Here is a 22,285-nt window from a genome sequence, read left to right on the forward strand (position 1 = left end):
TATGCCAACTCCATTAACACATTAATGAAATTAGTATTCCTCGCAATTAAAAAGGGAGCTAGCTCCCTTTTTTGGTAAATTAAACGTCGTCCTCATCTTGGCTAAATAACGCATCAATAAAGTCATCGCTTTTAAAAGCGCGTAAATCATCAATACCTTCACCAACACCAATGTAACGAATTGGAATATTAAACTTATCTGCAACCGCAAAAATAACACCACCCTTTGCAGTTCCATCAAGTTTTGAAAGCGTAATACCAGTTAAACCAACACATTGATTAAACAAGTTTACTTGGCTAATTGCATTTTGCCCTGTGCCTGCATCGATAGTTAACATCACTTCATGCGGCGCATCAGGATCAATCTTTTTCATTACACGAGCTATCTTTTCAAGCTCTTGCATTAAATTATCTTTATTTTGCAAGCGTCCAGCTGTATCAGCAATTAACACGTCTATATTACGTGCTTTAGCCGCTTGAAATGCATCAAACACAACTGATGCACTATCTGCACCTGTATGCTGTGCAATAACGGGAATGCTGTTACGTTCACCCCAAACCTGAAGCTGCTCAACAGCTGCCGCTCTAAACGTATCACCAGCAGCCAGCATAACCGACTTACCTTCGTTTTGAAATTGCTTAGCCATTTTACCAATAGTCGTTGTTTTACCAACACCATTTACGCCTACCATTAAAATAACAAACGGCTTTTTATCTTCGCTTATGACTAAAGGCTGTTCTGCCGTTTTAAGCATCGCAGCCATTTCTTGTTTCATTAATTCATAAAGCGCATCACCATCTTTTAACTGTTTACGGTTCGCTGCATCAGTTAAACGATCAATCAACTTCATGGTGGTATCAACGCCTAAATCGGCGGTGAGTAATTGAGTTTCAAGATCTTCAAATAATTCGTCGTCTATTTTTTTTCCACTAAAAATAGACGCAAAACCAGAACCTATATTAACGCGAGTCTTTAACAAGCCTTTTTTAAGACGAGAGAAAAACCCTTCTTTTTTTGGCTTTTCGGCTTTTTTAGCTTCTTCAATTGCAAGTTCAGCTGCAATACGTTCTTGTTCTAAGCGCTCATTTTCTGCTTCTTCAGCTGCAATACGTACTTGCTCTAAGCGCTCATTTTCTGCTTTTTCAGCCGCAATGCGTTCTTGCTCTAAACGTTCATTCTCTGCTTTTTCAGCAGCAAGGCGCTCTTGCTCTAAACGCTCATTTTCTGCTTTTTCAGCTACAAGGCGTTCTTGCTCTAAACGTTCATTCTCTGCTTTTTCAGCTGCAAGGCGTTCTTGCTCTAAGCGTTCATTCTCTGCTTTTTCAGCAGCAAGGCGTTCTTGCTCTAAACGCTCACTCTCTGCTTTTTCAGCTGCAAGGCGTTCTTGCTCTAAACGCTCATTCTCTGCTTTTTCAGCTGCAAGGCGTTCTTGCTCTAAACGTTCATGCTCTGCTTTTTCAGCTGCAATACGTACTTGCTCTAAACGCTCGCTTTCTGCTTTTTCAGCCGCAATGCGTTCTTGCTCTAAAAGCATCTGCGCTTCTTGTTCTGCTAAGCGCTTCGCTTGCTCTTGCCTTTGAGCTTCAGCATCCGCTTGTTCTTTTGCTAATAACTCAGCATTCGCTTGCTCTATTGCAAGCTTTTCGGCTTTGATTGCCTCATCTTGTTTTTCAAGGCGTATTTGCTCTAGTCGCTCAGCCTCTACTTTTTCTGCCGCTAATCGTTCTTGCTCTAAGCGCATCTCTTTTTCTTGATCGGCTAAACGTTTCGCATGTTCTTGTCTTTGCGCCTCGGCATCTGCTTGCTGTTTTGCAAGCAATTCAGCATTGGCCTGCTCAATGGCAATCTTTTCCGCGTTTTCAGCACGCTGGCGTTCTTGTTCTAAACGCTCTGTTTCAGCCTCTGCTTTTAACCGTTCAGCTTCAGCTTGCTCCTGCGCTAGTTTTTCTTGCTCTAAACGTGTTGCTTCAATTTTTTCAGCAGCGATACGCTCTTGCTCTAAGCGCTCTGTTTCAGCCTCAGCTTTTAAACGATCAGCTTCAGCTTGCTGCGCTAGTTTTTCTTGCTCTAGCTTCTGCGCCTCTTCTTGCGCTAATACTTGTTGTTTATCAGCTGCTGCTTTTTGCTCTGCTTCTTTTTTATCTGACTTGCCAAAACCGAGCCACGACATGAATTTACTTTTTTTTGTCATACTTGCTAATAACCACTTATAAAAATCTGATAAACTAAAATTTGAAATAGCTTGGCAATGCCCAGCAATAGTTGCTAATAAATACAACCATTCAAAACGTAAGTGTTCAATAGTAACACTTTTAATGCGGTTGAAAAATGAAGCTACACGTAATCACCCATAATATTATCTGAGCTAGATACCATATACCATTTTTTAGTGAGCTAAATGAGAAAAAAAACAACGCAAAATAAAGCTGCTAACAAGCCCAATGATGGCTTTATTAGAGTGATTAGTGGTCAATTTCGAGGCCGTAAACTCCCTGTTAAAAACGTAGAAGGCTTGAGACCTACTACCGATCGAATTAAAGAAACTGTATTTAATTGGCTAATGCAAGATACGCGTGACGCAAATGTACTTGATTGTTTTGCAGGTTCTGGTGGATTGGGATTTGAAGCACTGTCTCGATTTGCTAAAAGCGCTACATTTATCGAGCTCGACTCATTAGCTGCTAAGCAATTAGAACAAAATATTAGCACTTTAAAGCTCGACAACGCATACGTTAAACATACCAATTCGCTCTCCTTTTTAGAGCAAAAAAACACAAACGAAGCTTTTAATCTTGTATTTGTTGACCCACCATTTCGTAAAGATTTAGCGCAAACAACCTGCAATTTATTAGAAAAAAACCAATGGTTAAGCAACGACGCTTTAATTTATGTTGAAGTAGAGGCAGAGCTAGCCGCCTTAGAAATACCAGCCAACTGGTTGTTAATTAAAGAAAAAAAGGCGGGACAAGTACTTTGCCAACTGTACCAGCGCCAAGCAAATTAATACTGTTTAACGTAATGCGTTTCTGTTAATATTGTCCTTTACATGTGGTGTTGCTTCGGATTACAATACCGCACCATTTTTGAACCACTTGATCAATGTTTGATCAACTTGAGCAACGCTCATAATTTAGGTAGGTGAATTTTTAATGCCAGTAATTAAAGTAAGAGAGAACGAACCGTTTGACGTAGCACTTCGTCGCTTCAAGCGTTCATGTGAAAAAGCAGGAATCCTTTCAGAAGTTCGTCGTCGCGAGCACTATGAAAAACCAACAGCTGAGCGTAAGCGTAAAAAAGCTGCTGCAGTTAAACGTCACATGAAAAAACTTTCTCGTGATAACGCTCGTCGCGTTAAATTATACTAATATATTAGGTCTTGTATAAATGAGCCTTTTAATAACGCTAAAAGATGCGCAAAAAGATGCGATGAGAGCTAAAGACAAACAACGTCTTAACCCTATTCGTATGGTACTTGCTGCAATCAAGCAACGTGAAATTGACGAGCAAATAACGCTAGACGACGCAGGTATTACCTCCGTTATAGTGAAGCTTGTTAAACAACGTCGTGACTCTTACACTCAGTACAAAGATGCTGGGCGTGATGATTTAGCTGATATTGAAGCCAATGAAATAGTAGCGCTTGAAACTTTTTTACCTCAACAATTGAGTGAAGAAGAAATAATTGCTCTCATTGACGCGGCTATTGCTGATACTAATGCAGCAGGTATGCAAGACATGGGTAAAGTAATGGGTATAATCAAAAGCAAAGCTGAAGGTCGAGCCGATATGGGTAAGATTTCTGGTTTAATTAAGCAAAGATTAACTGCCTAATACTCCCACATACATTAAAGTATGATTGAAGTAAACCGAGCCTAGCGCTCGGTTTCTTTGTTTTTAACTTTAATAAAAAGTACACCGATTAGGTTACTTTAAAATGAAATTTTTTATAGCTTCCCTATTTATTTCGCTGTCATTTTGGTAAGTTAAAGCACACTATATTTTGCATCAAGCAAGTATAAAAAAGTAAATTTCATATTCGTTCTTCTTCTTATTATTTCAGGACTGTATTTTACTAATGGCCGGAAAGATCCCACGTAACTTTATAGACGATTTACTTGCCAGAACCGATATTGTCGACCTGATAGACTCAAAAGTAGGTCTAAAAAAAGCAGGTAAGGATTATCAAGCTTGCTGCCCATTTCATAACGAAAAATCTCCCTCATTTACTGTATCGCAAGACAAACAGTTTTATCACTGCTTTGGGTGTGGCGCTAATGGTAATGCTATTTCGTTTGTAATGGAGTACGAAAAGCTAGAGTTTGTAGATGCTATTGAAGAAATAGCCAGCATGCTTAATTTAGAAGTACCTCGAGAACAAGGCGCAAATTCAGCACCAGAGCGTACGGCTGCGCAAAAGCGCTCCGATTACGACTTAATGCTTCATACTGCTCGCTTTTATCAGCACCAATTAAAACACCATAGTAATTCTGCTGCTGTTATTGAGTATGTTAAAGGCCGTGGTTTAAGCGGTGAAACTGTTAAAAAATTTATGATTGGCTACGCTCCCAGTGAATGGGATGGGCTATGCCTACAGCTTGGTCGTAATAAAGAACAAAAAGAGCAATTGGTTGAGCTAAAGCTAGCTTCAGAAAAAACACCAGGCAGACAATTTGATTTTTTTCGCGATCGCCTAATGTTCCCTATTCGCGATAAACGCGGACGCGTTATTGCATTTGGTGGGCGTGTAATGCAAGCCGACCAAGGGCCAAAATATCTAAACTCGCCAGAAACCCGAATTTTCCATAAAGGCTTTGAGCTTTATGGGCTTTACGAAGCAAAGCAAGCGCATAAAAAACTTGATCATGTAATGATTGTTGAAGGTTATATGGATGTTGTTGCCTTAGCTGAACAAGGGATTGAATATGCAGTTGCATCACTGGGGACAGCAACAACAAGTGAGCACATGCACACTTTATTTAGAACTACTGACAAAGTAATCTGTTGTTACGATGGCGACAGGGCTGGCCGTGATGCTGCTTGGCGGGCACTTGAAAATGCACTCCCTTATTTAAACGATGGTAAAGCACTACAATTCGCATTTTTACCAGATGGCGAAGACCCTGACTCGCTTGTACAAAAAGAAGGTAAAGAGCAATTCGAACAACGTTTAAGTGAAGCTGATGACTTCACTAAAGTATTGTTTAATAAATTAAGCCAAGAAGTTGATTTAACACTCGATTCAGGAAAAGCTAAACTTCTTAGTGCAGCACTTCCACTAATTGAAAAAATTCCAAGTGAGTTTTACCAAGAAAACATTCTTGAACAATTAGGACGCTTAATTGGCAGAACGCGTGAGCAGTTGAATAGCCGTTTAAAAACGCCTAAACAACAACACTCTATTGAACGTAAATTTAAAATAACACCTATGCGCCAAGCTATCGGTATATTGATCCAGCACCCTAATTTAGCTAAAAGTGTGCCGTATTTACCTGAGCTTGCACAAATGAACATTGCTGGCATAGGGCTGTTATTACGATTACAAGAACAAGCTTTAGAAAAAGAAAATGTGACCACAGCGCAACTGCTCGAGTTTTTTCGAGGAACTGAAGATTACGAGCCATTAATCAAGCTTGCAACGTGGCAACATGAGATAAATGAAGAACGTTTAGAGACGGTTTTTAAAAATACTTTCAAGTTTATTGAAGATCAGTGTTTAAATTATCGACTCGAGACCCTATTAATAAAGGACAAGACACAAGGCCTTAGTAGCGATGAAAGGCTTGAGTGTCATTTGTTAATGACAGCGTTAAAAGCGACTAACAGTTAGGGTCTGTTTATCTTTCGAGGTTAAGTTTACAGCAGTGTGTTTGGTATTTAGACAAGACATAGCCTATGTAGTGTGGTTATTCCACATAAATAGGCGATAACGCAGCATAAATGCCAAACACTCGCTGCCCTTTGGGTTCGACCCAAGGGAGGTTTACTCTTTGTTGCTCGGTTTTTACTTAGCCCACTAGGTTACAAACCTCGCGCCGCGATTAAACCACCCTTGGATAGAACAAACTTTAATCCTGAAAGGCCAACAGACCCTAGTCAAAATTGATTTAAACTGTTATACTGTGCTATTCACTGCGTCACATTATTCTAGTTAGCTTTAATGCAAACTACATGATGGCGCCTGTTGTATCAACTTATCAGAGTGGAAGAAACAATCTCTATGGATCCAACTCCTCAGTCACAATTAAAACTTCTGATTCAGAAAGGTAAAGAGCAAGGCTACTTAACTTTTGCAGAAGTAAATGATCACCTTCCACAAGACATTATAGACTCAGATCAAGTAGAAGATATCATAAGCATGATTAATGACATGGGTATCAAGGTTAGCGAAAACGCGCCTGATGCTGATGAATTAATGATGCAAGAAACAACGACAGACGAAGACGCAGCTGAAGCTGCCGCTGCAGCCCTTGCGACTGTAGAAAAAGAAATCGGCCGTACAACGGATCCTGTTCGCATGTACATGCGCGAAATGGGTACTGTTGAACTTCTTACACGTGAAGGCGAAATTGTAATCGCTAAACGTATTGAAGAAGGCATTAATCAAGTACAGATTTCTGTTGCAGAGTACCCTGAAGCAATCACTTACCTACTAGAGCAGTGGGATAAGTTTGAAGCTGAAGAAATGCGTTTAAGCGATATTATCGTTGGCTTTATCGATCCTAATGAAGATACAGCGCCAATTTCAGCAACTAACATCGGTTCAGAATTAAGTGCTAAGCAACTTGAGGACGACGATAAAGATGACAAAGATGATGCTGATAGCGATGATGAAGATGAAGAAGAGATAGACACAGGGCCAGATCCTGAAGAAGCTCGTATTCATTTTGAAAATTTACGTGATTTATATAATAAAGCACGTGATACGTTTGAAGCTAAAGGTCGTTCGCATCCTGAATCACAAGCAGCCATTTTTGAAATTGGTGAGCTTTTCAGAACATTTAAATTAATACCTAAACAGTTTGACCGCATGGTAAATAACATGCGTGAAATGATGGATCGAGTTCGTGTTCAAGAACGCCTAATCATGAAGCAAGCTGTTCAAATTGCTAAATTACCAAAGAAAACATTCGTTAAGCATTTTGCTAATAACGAAACTGACGCTTCTTGGGTTGATTTAGAAATTTCAGGTAACGAAAAGTATTCAGCTAAACTTGAAGAAGTTAAGCCAGAAATCATTCGTAGCATTAATAAATTATCTGTTATTGAACAAACAACAGGTTTAAGCATTGAGCGTATTAAAGACATCAACCGTCGAATGAGCATAGGTGAAGCGAAAGCACGCCGTGCGAAAAAAGAAATGGTTGAAGCTAACTTACGTCTTGTAATCTCAATTGCTAAAAAATACACAAACCGTGGCTTACAATTCTTAGATTTGATCCAAGAAGGTAACATTGGTCTGATGAAAGCGGTTGATAAGTTTGAATATCGCCGTGGTTATAAGTTCTCTACTTATGCTACGTGGTGGATACGTCAAGCAATCACACGCTCTATTGCTGACCAAGCAAGAACAATCCGTATCCCTGTACATATGATTGAAACGATTAATAAACTTAACCGTATCTCTCGTCAAATGTTACAAGAAATGGGTCGTGAGCCAAATCCAGAAGAATTAGCAGAACGCATGATGATGCCTGAGGATAAAATCCGTAAGGTACTTAAGATTGCTAAAGAGCCGATTTCAATGGAAACACCAATCGGTGATGATGAAGATTCTCACTTAGGTGACTTTATCGAAGATACAACTATTGATTCGCCAATCGATTCGGCAACAATGGAATCTCTTCGTGGCGCAACTAACGATGTACTTGCAGGCTTAACAGCTCGTGAAGCTAAAGTACTACGTATGCGTTTTGGTATTGATATGAATACCGACCACACCTTAGAAGAAGTAGGTAAACAGTTTGACGTAACACGTGAACGTATTCGTCAAATAGAAGCGAAAGCGCTGCGTAAATTACGCCACCCTTCTCGCTCAGATTTACTGAAAAGCTTTTTAGACGCTAAATAATTTAGCGCTACTATATAAACTAAAAAGGCCGCTATAGCGGCCTTTTTTCTATTTGAAGGAAATAACCATGGCTTGGATCCAAATTCGTATTAATGCCAATGCTGCAACAGCTGATGCCGTAAGCGATCTATTAATGGAAGCGGGTAGCGCTTCAGTAACCTTTATTGACGCAAAAGACACCCCTATCTACGAGCCTAAAATTGGCACCGTTGTGTTCTGGGCTGATACCACGGTTATTGGCTTGTTCGAAGCTAATCATGATATGAACGCAGTCGTTGCGTTATTAAAGCGCCATGATGAGCTAAAAGACAATTTAGTATACAAAATCGAGCAACTTGAAGATAAAGACTGGGAACGTGAATGGATGGATAACTTCCACCCTATTCAATTTGGCGAAAAACTATGGATTTGCCCAAGCTGGCGCGATATTCCTGACCCTGATGCTGTAAATGTATTGCTAGACCCTGGCCTTGCTTTTGGCACGGGCACACATGCAACAACGGCCTTGTGCCTTAAATGGTTAGAAAGCCAAGATCTGACGGGTAAAACGGTTGTTGATTTTGGTTGTGGTTCAGGCATTTTAGGTATTGCAGCTATAAAACTAGGTGCAGAGCGTATGATTGGGATAGATATTGACCCTCAAGCGCTTGAAGCAAGCCTTGATAACGCGAACCGAAATGGTGTTGCAGACAAACTCGAAGTATACCTTCCAGAAAACCAACCTGAGTTTAGTGCAGATATAGTAGTGGCAAATATTTTAGCCCAGCCACTTCGCGAATTACATAGTGTGATTTTAGGGTTATTAAAGCCAGGTGGTAAAATTGCCATGTCAGGTATTTTAGAAGAACAAGCGCAATCGGTTGCTGACATTTATGCACCGTTTATTGAACTAGATGACATTGCCGTTGAAGGTGATTGGACTCGAGTAAGTGGCAGTAAAAAAGCGTAATAAATCGAACAATCAAATCTAGAGCATTAACTCAAAACATGCATGTAAAGCCTGTATTTAACAGGCTTTACTATTTTTTTACATATCCAAAAACTTTCTAGTTATCTTGTAAAAAATAAAATCTGTATGAATTTCAAACAAATCAACCTACTTGTCATGTGGTTATCAAATGTCAATACGAAAAGGGCAAAAAAAAGTTACTTTTGTTCAATTTATAGCCTTTGATTTTTGTGAAAAAAACCGTAAACTTAGCGCCCCTTGAAAAGAGGCCTATTGAATATAGTGCGTATCGGTAAATACCAACTTGAGAATAATGTAATTGTCGCGCCAATGGCAGGCATTACAGACAGACCATTTAGACAACTTTGTCGACGCTTAGGTGCGGGCTTAGCTGTGTCTGAAATGCTATCGTCAAATCCTAAGGTTTGGAAAACAGAAAAGTCGATGAACCGTATGGATCACAGCGGTGAGTCGGGTATACGCGCGGTGCAAATTGCAGGAGCAGATCCTGAGCTTATGGCGCAGGCCGCACAATTCAATGTTGCTAATGGTGCACAGATCATAGATATCAATATGGGGTGCCCAGCAAAAAAAGTGAACAAGAAACTCGCAGGCTCTGCCTTATTACAGTTTCCTGAACTTGTGGAAGAGATTATTGATGCAGTCGTTAATGCTGTTGATATACCTGTGACACTTAAAATCCGTACAGGATGGGATCCGGATAACCGTAATGGTGTAGAGATTGCGAGAATAGCTGAACGTTATGGCATTGCATCACTTGCTGTACATGGGCGTACGCGTGCATGTATGTACAAAGGTGATGCTGAGTACGCCACGATTAGGGATATAAAACGTTCAGTGTCGATTCCTGTTGTTGCCAATGGTGATATTACATCACCAGAAAAAGCAAAACAGGTTTTAGACTATACGGGTGCAGATGCCATTATGATTGGCCGAGCCGCCCAAGGTCGCCCTTGGATATTTAGGGAGATAGACCACTATTTGCGAACTGGGGAACATTTACAGCCACCTGCTATTGCAGAGGTGCGCAGTATATTAATGGAGCATTTAACAAACCTCCATATGTTTTACGGTGAGCCAATGGGAGCGCGAATTGCTCGCAAACATGTATCTTGGTATTTGCAAACCCATGACAGTGATGGTCAGTTTAGGCGAGTATTTAATGCGCTCGACAACCCACAGGCACAGGTCGTCGCATTAGAGCAATACTTTAAAACACTAGCAGCTAACTAAGAAAGAAAGAGACTTAATAATGTTCGAACAAAACGTGACTTCTCCATTTATCACTAACCCTCATGTTCAGTCACACGAGAAACCGCAGCCATTGCGTGATGCAGTAAAAAAAGCTGTTCACCACTATTTAAAGCAGCTTAACGGTCAAGATGTGCAAGACGTTTACGACCTTGTTCTTTCAGAGCTAGAAGCGCCATTACTTGAAGAAGTAATGACATATACACGTGGTAACCAAACTCGTGCAGCAATTTTACTAGGTATCAACCGTGGTACTTTACGTAAAAAGCTTAAAAAATACGGCATGAACTAATACCAATTATATTGAAAGCGTAAGTATTCTAACGAGCTAAACAAGCCCATAACGTCGTCAAAAGTTTTTTATGTAGAATAACTACACTGCAAAATTTTTGCCTTGTTATAGACTTGTTTTTCTATTGTTATTACTACTTACTAATCCAATACAACTGGTATTATGCAAAAAAAGCACCTTAGGGTGCTTTTTTTATGCCTACAGTTTATTAACTAAATTGCAAAATGCTCACGCTTATTGAGCCTTTATAAGTCGTTTTTTGAGTAGTAATCAGTTAAAATGCCCGCTTCTAAGCTAGCTCATTAACTGAGGAAATCAAACTACAATGGATACTCATCGTCCCATTCGTCGCGCACTATTAAGTGTGTCTGATAAAACCGGTATTGTTGAATTTGCCCGCGCACTTGAAGCGCAAGGCGTTGATATTTTATCAACTGGCGGCACATGTAAACTACTTGCTGATAACGCCATAAAAGTGACTGAAGTATCAGATCACACAGGCCACCCTGAAATCATGGATGGTCGCGTAAAAACTCTTCACCCAAAAATTCACGGCGGCATATTAGCCCGTCGCGGACAAGATGAAAGCGTAATGGCAGATAACAACATTTCTGCTATCGACATAGTTGTAGTTAACTTATACCCCTTTGCGAATACAGTCGCTCAAGAAAACTGCAGCCTTGAAGATGCCATTGAAAATATTGATATTGGCGGCCCTACAATGGTTCGTGCAGCAGCTAAAAACCACAAAGATGTAACAATCGTGGTAAACGCGAGCGACTACGACCGTGTTATTAGTGAAATGCAAAACAACAATGGTTCAACAACGTACAAAACACGTTTTGATTTAGCGATTGCCGCATATGAGCACACTGCACAATACGACGGCATGATTGCTAACTACTTCGGTAAAATGGTGCCTGATTACACCGAGGAAGCTGCTGTAGAGACTAAATTCCCGCGTACTATCAATATGCAGTTCACTAAAAAGCAAGATATGCGTTACGGTGAAAACTCACATCAAGATGCTGCTTTTTATGTTGAAAATGACATTGCTGAAGCATCAGTTGCAACAGCAACTCAATTGCAAGGTAAGGCCCTTTCGTTTAACAACATTGCAGATACCGATGCAGCACTTGAATGTGTTAAAGAATTTGACGTACCTGCGTGCGTAATTGTAAAACATGCTAATCCGTGTGGTGTTTCAATTGGCGACAACATTCTACAAGCATACGAGCGCGCTTTTAAAACAGACCCTACATCAGCATTTGGTGGCATTATTGCCTTTAACCGAGAGCTAGATGCAGCAACTGCACAAGCAATTGTTGACCGTCAGTTTGTTGAAGTAATTATTGCACCTAGTATTTCGAGCGACGCTGCAAAAATTGTTGAAGCTAAAAAGAACGTTCGTCTATTAGAGTGTGGACAGTGGACAGGTAAAGCCGCAGGTCAAGATATTAAACGCGTTAACGGCGGTATTTTAGTTCAAGACCGCGACTTAGGCATGGTAACGCAAGGCGACTTAAAAGTTGTTTCTAAGCGCCAGCCTTCTGAGCAAGAACTTAAAGATTTACTGTTTTGCTGGAAAGTAGCTAAGTTTGTTAAATCAAACGCAATTGTTTATGCCCGTGACGGTATGACCATTGGTGTAGGCGCAGGCCAAATGAGCCGCGTATACTCAGCTAAAATTGCAGGTATAAAAGCAGCAGACGAAAACCTTGAAGTTAAAGGTTCAGTTATGGCGTCTGACGCATTCTTCCCATTCCGTGATGGCATTGACGCAGCCGCAGCCGCTGGCATTACTGCGGTAATTCAGCCTGGTGGCTCAATGCGTGATGAAGAAGTGATTGCAGCTGCTGATGAAGCTGGCATGGCAATGGTACTAACTGGTATGCGCCATTTCCGCCACTAATCACACAAAGGGTTAAACGTTGGTTTAACCCTTTTTGTTTGCTATAAATTCACGTATTCTGATTATTCAATAACCTATTTAAAATTATAATGTGAAGGAACAAACAATGAAATTTGCGCTAAAATCGCTACTTGTAGCCACACTAACAATGACATCGACTATGGCGCTTAGCCATAACCACGAATCAAGCCTTGAACATGCACTTCAATCAAGCGAACGCAGTGCTAAAAACAGCGCTCGTGATGAATATCGTCACCCAGCTCAAACACTTGCATTTTTTGGCTTTAAACCAACCATGACAGTTGTTGAAATTGCACCCGGTGGTGGTTGGTATAGTGAAATTTTAGCGCCAGCACTAAAAGAGCAAGGCACTTATTATGCCGCGCACTTTCCTGCTGATTCATCAGTTGGCTACTACCAACGCTCTCTTGCAGGCTTTAAACAAAAAGTAGCTGAAGATGAGCGCTTTAGTAGCGTTAAAATTACTGAGTTTGCACCTGTAACACATTTAGATATTGCGCCAGCTGGCAGTGCCGATATGGTTTTAACATTTCGTAATGTACATAACTGGTACATGGGCAAAGATAAAAGCGGTGCATTAAGTGCATTCCAAGCTTTTTATAAAGCCCTTAAACCAGGTGGTACATTAGGTTTAGTTGAACACCGTTTAGCTGAAGAGCGTGCTGATGAAGATCAAAAAACATCAGGTTATATGAAGCAGAGCTACGTAGTAGACCTTGCTAAACAAGCAGGGTTTGAATTAGTAGCAAGCAGTGAAATAAATGCAAATCCAAAAGATACAGCCGATCACCCTAAAGGTGTATGGACGCTACCACCAAGCTTAAGACTCGGCGAACAAGATGCTGACAAATATAAAGCTATTGGTGAAAGCGACCGCATGACGCTGAAATTTAAGAAACCGCTTTAAATAGGAATTTTCGCCATGAATGTTTTAGTCATTGGCAGCGGCGGCCGCGAACACGCACTTGCGTTTAAAGCCGCTCAAAACACCAAAGTAAATACTGTATTTGTAGCCCCTGGTAATGCAGGTACTGCACTTGAACCAAAACTTGAAAACGTAGCAATAAACGTTGACGACTTAGATGGTTTACTTAGTTTTGCACAGCAAAATAAGGTAGAGCTTACTATTGTAGGTCCAGAAATACCGTTAGTACTGGGTGTTGTTGATAAGTTTCGTGAACATAACATGGCTATTTTTGGACCAACGGCGGGCGCAGCTCAGCTTGAAGGTTCGAAATCGTTTACTAAAGACTTTTTAGCACGTCATAAAATCCCAACGGGCGACTACCAAACGTTTGAACAAATTGAGCCTGCCCTTGCTTATTTAAAAGAGAAAGGCGCGCCAATTGTTGTAAAAGCAGATGGTTTGGCTGCGGGTAAAGGCGTAATTGTAGCCATGACGGAGGCCGATGCCGAAGAAGCGATTCGCGATATGCTTGCGGGTAATGCTTTTGGCGATGCGGGAAGTCGTGTTGTTATTGAAGAGTTTTTAGACGGTGAAGAAGCGTCTTTCATCGTAATGGTTGATGGTAAAAACGTATTACCATTTGCAACCAGCCAAGATCATAAACGCGCTTACAATGGCGATGCGGGTCCTAACACGGGTGGCATGGGTGCATACTCACCTGCGCCAGTTGTTACTGATGAAATCCACCAGCGTATTATGAACGAAGTGATCTACCCTACGGTAGAAGGCATGGCAAGCGAAGGCCATCCGTACACCGGCTTTTTATATGCAGGTTTAATGATTGACGAAACAGGCACCCCTAAAGTAATTGAGTACAATTGTCGCTTTGGCGATCCTGAAACTCAACCAATGATGCTACGTTTGCAATCAGATTTGGTTGAATTGATTGAAGCTGCTAATCGTGTAGAACTTGATAAAACAACAATTGAGTTTGACCCACGCGCAGCCGTTGGTGTTGTACTTGCCGCTAAAGGCTACCCTGGTGATTACCCTAAAGGTGACGCTATTTCGGGGCTAAAAGTGGATTACCCTGCAGGTGAAAAAGTGTTTCATGCGGGTACTAAACAAAGTGGCAATGACGTTGTAACCGCAGGCGGTCGCGTATTATGCGCAACAGCACTTGGTAACACTGTTACGCAAGCGCAGCAACGCGCCTATGAGCTTGTTAAACAAATTAGCTGGGATGGTATGGAATATCGTACAGATATAGCTTACCGTGCTATTGCACGCGAGCAATAGCCTATAATACCTATTCATTGGTATAACCAATTAATTTAATTAAAAAAGCGCAGTTTCCCTGCGCTTTTTTAGTGCTACACTAATTAAAAGGTTTTTTAAAAGTAAATTAACGTTGGAACTAAGAACTTTACGTTACCATGCAATTGCTGTTGCCATACTGATTTTTATATTTTTTATAATCAGTACATTGGCATCAAACTTAGTCGTGCCTACACGATATACAATTGATAAAACGGCTCCAATGTACCTCGATTACGCCTACTATATTGACAAAACCAAAACTAAAACATTCGATACCATCATTAACCAACCTGAATTACTTACTCATCAACCATTTTCAGATGTTCCATGGAGCTTTAGCCAACAAAATTATTGGTTGTTTCTTGATTTAGAAAATAAAAGCCTTAACAAGCAAAATGTTGTGGCACATTTTGACAACCCTATGGTCGATCACCTTACGGTTTATCGCCTCGATAAAAATAACAAACTAATTGAAACATACAAACTCGGCGATAAAGAAGAAGCCCTCTCTTTGTTTGAATACAGCGTACCGCATATTCGCTTTTTAGTAGAAAGAAAATCATCACAACGCCTAGTAATAAAAATAGACACAATAGGCATAAGTAAAACACCTGTAAACTTGTATCGTGATAAAGAGTTTATTGACTTAGTGCGCTCTCAAACTGGGATCTGGGGTATTTTTGTAGGCGTGCTATTGATGGCTGCGCTTTACAACTTGGTGCTTTATTTTGGTATAAAAGACCGTGTTTATTTAATTTATATTGGCTACATCGTCAGCGCTATTACGCTAATGGGTGCAGTACTGGGCTTTGGTTTTTATTTATGGCCTAAGCAATGGCAGCTCTTTATTCACGAACAAATTGTATTTAGTAATTATGGGGTCGCCTTTTTCACCCTTGCTTTTTGCACCATGTTTTTGCGCTATCATAAAGATAAATGTTGGCGTTACAAAATGAGCATAGCTCTACTTTGGCTTATGTTTACTCTTGCTGTATGTAGCTTGTTTATTCCTGAAAATATAGCGGCTCCTATATTTTTTGGTGTAATGGTACTGCTTTATATTACTTGTATTATTTTAATATATAACAAGTTACGCAGTGGTTTTAGGTGGGCTAAGTTTTATGTTTTATCATGGATACCGCTAATTTTTGGTGCGGCAATTCAACCCATGGAACTCACTGGCGTTTTACCGTATACCTTTGCAACCCGCCATGCCTTTTTAGTCGCTATTTTGTGTGAAGTTATTTTAATGGCGATGGCATTAGCAGACAGGGTAAGGTATCAGCGAGAACGTGCGCTTTATCATGCCACGCATACACAACAAACACGATTACTTAATAGCTCCAAGCTAAAACAAGCATTTATGGCACTACAGAGCCAAAACCGCTCAACAACGTTGTGTTTAATAAAAATACGTCACTTTAATTCACTCAATACGATTATTACCTCTACTCAGGGCTACACACTTATAAAGCATATAGCCAAAGAGCTTGAATTAGAACTCAGCCATGAACGTGAATTTACAAACCTCGAAACAGATTTAAACACCAGTCCTCGCTTAGCCGATTTAAGCAGTGGTGTATTTGCCTGTATTTCTACAAAAACACAAAACCAAGAAATGCTAGAAGCACTACTGACTAAAATAATTAGTAGCCTACCAAAACAATATGAAATTAAAGGGCTAAACCTGCAGCTTAGTTACAGTATAGGTATTAGTAGTGCAGGCAATAGTAACGACTTTGAATATTGGTTAAAGCGTGGTTATTTAGCGCTTAAAAAAGCAAAAGGTAGCGTTAATCAAGTTGGGTCATCGTCAAACGGTAATAATCTGATGATGGACGTTGCTCTAGCCGCTAAGCTGCAACAAGCCATAAAAACAAATCAACTGGCGCTTTACTACCAACCTCAAATAAACTTATTAAGTAACCACGTAAGTGGTGCTGAAGCTTTATTACGTTGGCCCGACCCAACTTACAGCAACTTATCAATTGAAGAGCTAATAATACTTGCTGAACACACAGGTATTATTAACGAGCTAACACTGTGGGTAATAGAGCAAGCTTGTAAAGACATAGTTGAGCTTACAAAAAATGGCTATAACGAGCACACAATTAGCGTAAATTTAAGTGCTAAAAACTTAACCATAAATAATTTAGCCGAAAAAGTAGAAAATATTTTAATTAAATACCAAGTGCCGGCACACTTACTTAAATTTGAACTAACCGAATCGGCCTTCGTAGATAGTCAAGATGCACTTATAAAGTTAGTTGATGAGTTAACCGCATTAGGTATTAAAGTGGTACTGGATGACTTTGGGACAGGCTACGCGTCACTTAGCTACTTAGTCAATTATCACTTTAGTGAGCTTAAAATAGATAAGTCATTTGTTTTTGATTTGCCTAATAACCCAACTCACCAAGTTATTGTACAAACAGCCATTGATATGGCGCATAACCTCAATTTATCAATAACAATTGAGGGGGTAGAAACCCAAGAAATCCATCACTTGCTCAAAGATATGAACGCTGATTGCGCCCAAGGTTATTTATACGCAAAAGCACTGCCTTACACCAACTATTTACACTTCTTAAAAAGCCAATATAGCTTAAAAATGTTAGACTCCTCTTTTTAACATCTTTAGGGGCCAAGTAAAGATGCAAGGCACACTGCGTAAACTAAAATCGAGCTTAACCGAACCAGTACAATATCACTTACCTGTAGGTGAACACTTAGTAGACTTAAATGCATTTATAGGTAAGGAGCTTACGCTTACCTTTAGTGGCACTATTTTATGTTCTAACTGCGGTAAAAAAACAAAAAAAAGCTATTCTCAAGGTCACTGTTTTGTATGCATGCGCAAGCTTGCTAGTTGCGATATGTGCATAATGAAACCAGAAACCTGCCACTACGATCAAGGCACTTGCCGAGAGCCGCAATGGGGCGAAGAAAACTGCATGATCCCACACTATGTGTATCTCGCTAATACCTCAGGTTTAAAGGTAGGTATTACCCGCCACACACAAATACCAACTCGCTGGGTTGATCAAGGCGCTACTCAGGCATTACCTATTTTTAAAGTGCAAACTCGCCTGCAATCCGGTTTAGTAGAAGTTGCATTGGCTGAATTTATTGCCGACAAAACTAATTGGCGCAATATGCTAAAAGGTCAAAACGACGCAATTGACTTAAAGGCAGCGGCAGCCGAGCTGATCCCACAAATTAGTGAAAAGCTAAATGAGCTAAGTGAATTATTTGGCGCAACAGCAATAGAACAACTTGATGAAGATGTGGTTGATTTAAACTTTCCAGTAACCGAATACCCAACAAAAATCAGCTCATTTAACTTTGACAAAGACCCTGTTGTAAGTGGTGTTTTACAAGGTATTAAAGGTCAGTACTTAATCTTTGAAAAAGGCGTTATTAATATTCGTAAGTTTACGTCCTACGAAGTAACCGTAGGCTAACGGGCTATGTTAAACAGCTATCCACAATTATTGGTTATTTATAATGAGCTTGAGATAGCCCATAACCAACAAGAGCAACAAGAGTGCTTACACAGCGTTACGCAAAGTGAGCTAAGCGATGTGCGAGTACTTAACAAGCAAGGTGACTACCTTAATTTACAAGGCACTGTTTACCCTAAATTGAATGGCGAGCAACTAGCACAGCTTGTTACAGCTTACTTATTAAATGAAGGACAATGCTGCCTTGGTAAAATAAAAACCCTAAGCACAGCGCAGGCGTTTGATTTACTAGGGTTATAAACACTCTCATTATTTAAATCTCGGTAAGCACTTTTATATGCGCTACAGCACTTCTACCCAAAGCTGATAGCGCATAGCCACCTTCTAAATACGAAATAACCCCTTTGCAACCGCCCTCTTTAGCAACGCCACATAGTTGCTCGGTAAGCCAAGTATAGTCATCTTCAACAAATTTTAAGCTTGCCATATCATCTTCTAGGTGAGCATCGAACCCTGCACTTATAAAAAGTAATTCAGGCTTAAACGCTTTTAATTTTGGTAACCATTGCCCAGTAAACACCTCTTTTAAATCATCGCCATTACTGGCAATTGGCAAAGGAGAATTAACGATATGACTATTATTTTTAACCGCTGTATTTGGGTAAAACGGATACTGAAATAACGAACAAAGTAGTACGTTTTTATCATCAATAAAAATGTCTTGTGTGCCATTCCCATGGTGTACATCAAAGTCAGCAATCGCAATGCGTTTAACCCCTTTGCTTTGTGCGTACTTAACGGCAATAGCTAAATTATTAAACACACAAAACCCAGATGATGACTCTTTATTAGCATGATGCCCTGGCGGGCGTACTGAGCAAAAAGCAGCATCGAGTTTATCGGCAAGTATTTCATCAACAGCTAACAACCCTGCACCTACTGCTCGCTCAATCGCTTTAAACGAATCGGGGCACAACCACGTATCGCCATCTAAATTAGCGAGTCCTTCGGTTGGGAGTGTATTTTCTACGTGCTTAACTAAAGCTTCATCGTGAGCAAGTAAATAATGTTCACGCTCGGCCTTAGGTGCTTGCAGGTGCGTTAAGCCAACATCTACACCGCTGGCTAATAATCGGTCGGTAATTGCATCTAAGCGCTCTGGGCACTCAGGGTGGTCGTCTATCATTTTATGTTTACGGCAATGAGGGTGTGAAATAACTGCAGTACGCATAAAACGCTCCTAGCCAAAGTAAATTGAGTGTTTAATATAACAAAGCCACCTAATGGTGGCTTTGCGACTTTGGTGTATATCGACACTTTAAATATCGATACCTTGAATATCAATATTATTAGCTATTTTGCTTTTAAATGCAGGTTTCTAAAATCAAAGCTAAAATCGGTAACTTGTGTTGATACTGCACGCATTTTAGCGCTGTTTACACGGTTTTGTGAGCTCATTTCAAAACGAATAAACGCATCCGCCTCAAGTAGCTTTTCATCCCACTTAACAATAAATGTATTGCCAGTGTAATGCTCCAGAGTGCCTTTCAAGCGTTTAGTGTGGGTAAAATCAATGCATAATTTACCATCTAACTGCTCAATAATTACATCGCCATACCAATCATCGTGCAATGTACCAGTATAATTAATATTTGGTAATTGTGGTTGGTAGTCAGCGGGGGCTTCTGGTTTTGCATTAGCATACGCTTGTTGTTTGCCTTCAAAATGACTTTTAGCTAAATCCTCTACCCAGTCTTTATCTTCAAGTTCAAGTGCATCTTCAAGCACTTCATGGGTTACTGCCGAAAGTGCACCAAAAGCTTGTTGATTAGATAAAATAACAATACCGAGGTTTTTCTCAGGCAATAAAGTAACTTGCGATACCATTCCCAAAATACCACCGCCGTGACCTAGCTTTTTAAAGCCGTGGTAGTCTTCAATACTCCAGCCTAACCCATAACCCCTAAACTGCTGATGATACGATTCAAACGCACTTTTAGACGCCATAGATGTAATATGTGGGTGCCACATTTGCGCTTGTTGCTTTTCACTAAATAGCTGCTCGCCACTTGGCATTTTACCGCCCGCTAATTGCGTACGAAGCCATTGGCTCATGTCGCTTACACTTGAAGCAATGGCACCTGCACCTCTAAAATCTTCTAAGTAATTCACAAAAAATGGATGAAGCGTGCCATCCATAGGAATATGACCTGTCGCCCAGTTTTTATTACTTTTAGGAATACGTGAAAAGCCCGCGCGTGAGTTATCCATGTGCAGCGGCTGTAATATATTTTTTTCGATGTAATCGTTCCAGCTGATACCCGACACACGTGCAACCACCTCACCAGCGGTAACAAACATCAAGTTGTTATAAGCATACTTACTACGAAAACTGCTCGCTGGTTTTAAATACTGTAATCCCGCTAAAATTTCATCAACTGACTTATCGGTACTTGGCCAAATCATTAAATCGCCCTGCCCAAGCCCTAGCCCACTGCGGTGACTTAATAAATCACGAATACGCATTTCGCGTGTTACGTATGAGTCGTACAATCTAAACTCTGGTAAATGATCAATTACGCGGTCATCCCAGCTTAACTTCCCCTCATCAACCAACTTGGCAAGCGCTGCTGTTGTAAACGCTTTCGTGTTTGAAGCAATACCAAACAAGGTGTCTTTGTTTACTTTTTTGTTGGTATCGAGATTAGTTACACCAAAGCCTTTAGCAAATATTACTTTATCGTTTTCAACAATGGCGACTGCCATACCGGGTACGTCAAAACGTGCCATTGACGCTTTAATTACGTCGTCAATTTTGTTGGTATCAACTTGTGCCCAGCTGCTAAACGTAGTGCCTGCTAGTAGTGCAATTGCGGCAAGTTTGGTTAATTTCATATCAATCCTATTTTATTATTTTTGATGAACTGCAAATTCAATTGCTGCGCGCTCTTGATTGGTGTCGCTTTTTTGTGCGCGATTTAATATGGCATCACTGTATTCTTTTGGTACGCCCGCTTCAAGTGAACCGCGATGAACGTGTTTTATATACCAATCATATGGGAGTACATCGCTGTCATGGGTATTAGCTATATAACAATGTGCGGCTAAAGTCTCACCCGTTAAAAGCGTTGGGGCTATATCTACACAATCGTAACCTGGCCCTTCAATACTGTCTAAAATAGCTTTTTCTTCTTCATTAAGCTCATAAATAACGCCGTAAACCAATGCATCTTCTTTATCACTTGGACAAATACTGCATTTACCTGAGCCATCTTTAAATAGCATATCAAAAGTAAGCTCGTAGCCTTTAAGTACCGCAGTTCCTACACGCTTTACATTGGGCAAGCGCGCTAACAAACGATTAGATGACATATTAGAACCAAACGAAAAATTATATAGCGGCATTTTATCTCCTGCGCTTTTTGAATAAGTTAAATAACAACACGTACTGCAAGTGCAATTAAAATAATGCCAATTCCACGGTCAAACCAATAACCGCGTTGTTGGAAAAAGCCCCTTACATTATCGCGAGAAAGCATCATTGAAAGCATTGAAAACCACGCCCAAGTAGCCAATGCCATGTACACGCCGTAGCCAATCTGTATGCTAGTAGGTGTTGTTGGGCTAATCACGAGTGTAAATAACGACATAAAAAATAACGTGGCTTTTGGGTTTAATGCATTGGTGAAAAAGCCGCGCCTAAAAGCCACCCAAACGGGTTCCTCTTGAACGGTTTTGTTTTCAACATCTTTTACAGCCTCGCCTTCATTACTTGCAGGCGGTTTTGCAGCTCTAAGAGCTTGTACGCCTAAGTAAGCTAAATATGCACCAGCAAGGTACTTAAGCGCCATAAATAAACTAGGCGATTGCGTTAAAATAAGCGCAACACCTAAAACGCAATAGGCAACGTGCAGTAAAATAGCAGCGCCAACACCGGCGCTTGTCCACAATGCATTGCGCCTTCCTTGTTGCACACTTTGCTTAAGTACTACGGCAAAGTCAGGCCCTGGGCTTGCTACTGCAAAAAAATGAGCAATAACAATCAGTAAAAATTCATCTAAGTATTCCACGCAAATCCTT

General features: G+C 40.4%; 19 protein-coding genes. 14 read left to right on the plus strand and 5 right to left on the minus strand.

The window, feature by feature from the left end; genetic code table 11:
• Positions 1-79: 79 nt before the first annotated feature.
• Positions 80-2,191 carry a signal recognition particle-docking protein FtsY gene (gene ftsY, locus FFU37_RS13535; RefSeq protein ID WP_138489708.1) on the minus strand — a complete coding sequence of 704 codons (2,112 nt, stop codon included), beginning with the start codon at positions 2,189-2,191 and terminating at the stop codon, positions 80-82.
• 207 nt (positions 2,192-2,398) lie between these two features.
• Here ftsY and rsmD point away from each other — a divergent pair, with 207 nt between their 5' ends.
• The 14 genes from rsmD (at position 2,399) to FFU37_RS13610 (ending at position 18,505) form a co-directional block, all read left to right on the plus strand.
• Positions 2,399-3,004 (plus strand): 16S rRNA (guanine(966)-N(2))-methyltransferase RsmD, encoded by a 606-nt coding sequence (gene rsmD, locus FFU37_RS13540; RefSeq protein WP_138489709.1) that lies wholly within the window; start codon positions 2,399-2,401, stop codon positions 3,002-3,004.
• Between the two features lie 145 nt (positions 3,005-3,149).
• Positions 3,150-3,365 (plus strand): 30S ribosomal protein S21, encoded by a 216-nt coding sequence (rpsU, locus tag FFU37_RS13545; protein ID WP_002957797.1) that lies wholly within the window; start codon positions 3,150-3,152, stop codon positions 3,363-3,365.
• A 19-nt stretch (positions 3,366-3,384) separates the two neighbouring features.
• The gene (locus tag FFU37_RS13550) at positions 3,385-3,831 is read left to right on the plus strand and encodes a GatB/YqeY domain-containing protein (protein ID WP_007376027.1); all 447 of its coding nucleotides are present in this window, start codon (positions 3,385-3,387) and stop codon (positions 3,829-3,831) included.
• A 244-nt stretch (positions 3,832-4,075) separates the two neighbouring features.
• Positions 4,076-5,827, plus strand: a complete 1,752-nt coding sequence (gene dnaG / locus FFU37_RS13555) for a DNA primase (RefSeq protein WP_138489710.1) — start codon at positions 4,076-4,078, stop codon at positions 5,825-5,827.
• A 390-nt stretch (positions 5,828-6,217) separates the two neighbouring features.
• The gene (gene rpoD, locus FFU37_RS13565) at positions 6,218-8,068 is read left to right on the plus strand and encodes an RNA polymerase sigma factor RpoD (protein ID WP_002957800.1); all 1,851 of its coding nucleotides are present in this window, start codon (positions 6,218-6,220) and stop codon (positions 8,066-8,068) included.
• 67 nt (positions 8,069-8,135) lie between these two features.
• A complete protein-coding gene (prmA, locus tag FFU37_RS13570; RefSeq protein ID WP_138489711.1) occupies positions 8,136-9,017 on the plus strand; it encodes a 50S ribosomal protein L11 methyltransferase in 882 nt (293 codons plus the stop codon).
• A 282-nt stretch (positions 9,018-9,299) separates the two neighbouring features.
• On the plus strand, positions 9,300-10,271 hold the full coding sequence (gene dusB / locus FFU37_RS13575; RefSeq protein ID WP_024603689.1) for a tRNA dihydrouridine synthase DusB: 972 nt from the start codon (positions 9,300-9,302) through the stop codon (positions 10,269-10,271).
• A gap of 19 nt (positions 10,272-10,290) precedes the next feature.
• The gene (gene fis / locus FFU37_RS13580) at positions 10,291-10,581 is read left to right on the plus strand and encodes a DNA-binding transcriptional regulator Fis (RefSeq protein WP_002957804.1); all 291 of its coding nucleotides are present in this window, start codon (positions 10,291-10,293) and stop codon (positions 10,579-10,581) included.
• A 325-nt stretch (positions 10,582-10,906) separates the two neighbouring features.
• Positions 10,907-12,493, plus strand: a complete 1,587-nt coding sequence (gene purH / locus FFU37_RS13585) for a bifunctional phosphoribosylaminoimidazolecarboxamide formyltransferase/IMP cyclohydrolase (RefSeq protein ID WP_024603688.1) — start codon at positions 10,907-10,909, stop codon at positions 12,491-12,493.
• 106 nt (positions 12,494-12,599) lie between these two features.
• Positions 12,600-13,421, plus strand: a complete 822-nt coding sequence (locus tag FFU37_RS13590; protein WP_002957806.1) for a class I SAM-dependent methyltransferase — start codon at positions 12,600-12,602, stop codon at positions 13,419-13,421.
• A 15-nt stretch (positions 13,422-13,436) separates the two neighbouring features.
• Positions 13,437-14,720: a phosphoribosylamine--glycine ligase gene (gene purD, locus FFU37_RS13595; RefSeq protein WP_138489712.1), complete on the plus strand. Its 1,284-nt coding sequence runs from the start codon at positions 13,437-13,439 to the stop codon at positions 14,718-14,720.
• A gap of 112 nt (positions 14,721-14,832) precedes the next feature.
• The gene (locus tag FFU37_RS13600; protein ID WP_138489713.1) at positions 14,833-17,373 is read left to right on the plus strand and encodes an EAL domain-containing protein; all 2,541 of its coding nucleotides are present in this window, start codon (positions 14,833-14,835) and stop codon (positions 17,371-17,373) included.
• Between the two features lie 22 nt (positions 17,374-17,395).
• On the plus strand, positions 17,396-18,205 hold the full coding sequence (locus FFU37_RS13605) for a DUF2797 domain-containing protein (RefSeq protein ID WP_024597548.1): 810 nt from the start codon (positions 17,396-17,398) through the stop codon (positions 18,203-18,205).
• A gap of 6 nt (positions 18,206-18,211) precedes the next feature.
• The gene (locus tag FFU37_RS13610; RefSeq protein WP_138489714.1) at positions 18,212-18,505 is read left to right on the plus strand and encodes a DUF4144 family protein; all 294 of its coding nucleotides are present in this window, start codon (positions 18,212-18,214) and stop codon (positions 18,503-18,505) included.
• Positions 18,506-18,518: 13 nt separating this feature from the next.
• Here FFU37_RS13610 and FFU37_RS13615 read toward each other — a convergent pair whose 3' ends face one another.
• The 4 genes from FFU37_RS13615 to FFU37_RS13630 form a co-directional block, all read right to left on the minus strand.
• Positions 18,519-19,436 carry a histone deacetylase family protein gene (locus FFU37_RS13615; RefSeq protein ID WP_138489715.1) on the minus strand — a complete coding sequence of 306 codons (918 nt, stop codon included), beginning with the start codon at positions 19,434-19,436 and terminating at the stop codon, positions 18,519-18,521.
• Between the two features lie 122 nt (positions 19,437-19,558).
• On the minus strand, positions 19,559-21,100 hold the full coding sequence (locus FFU37_RS13620; RefSeq protein ID WP_138489716.1) for a serine hydrolase: 1,542 nt from the start codon (positions 21,098-21,100) through the stop codon (positions 19,559-19,561).
• A gap of 15 nt (positions 21,101-21,115) precedes the next feature.
• A complete protein-coding gene (locus FFU37_RS13625) occupies positions 21,116-21,610 on the minus strand; it encodes a gamma-glutamylcyclotransferase family protein (RefSeq protein ID WP_138489717.1) in 495 nt (164 codons plus the stop codon).
• A 26-nt stretch (positions 21,611-21,636) separates the two neighbouring features.
• Complete coding sequence (locus FFU37_RS13630) at positions 21,637-22,275, minus strand: LysE family translocator (RefSeq protein ID WP_039488238.1); 639 nt, start codon at positions 22,273-22,275, stop codon at positions 21,637-21,639.
• Positions 22,276-22,285 lie beyond the last annotated feature (10 nt).

Origin of the sequence: Pseudoalteromonas distincta (genome assembly GCF_005877035.1) — a bacterium.
GTDB lineage: Bacteria > Pseudomonadota > Gammaproteobacteria > Enterobacterales > Alteromonadaceae > Pseudoalteromonas > Pseudoalteromonas distincta.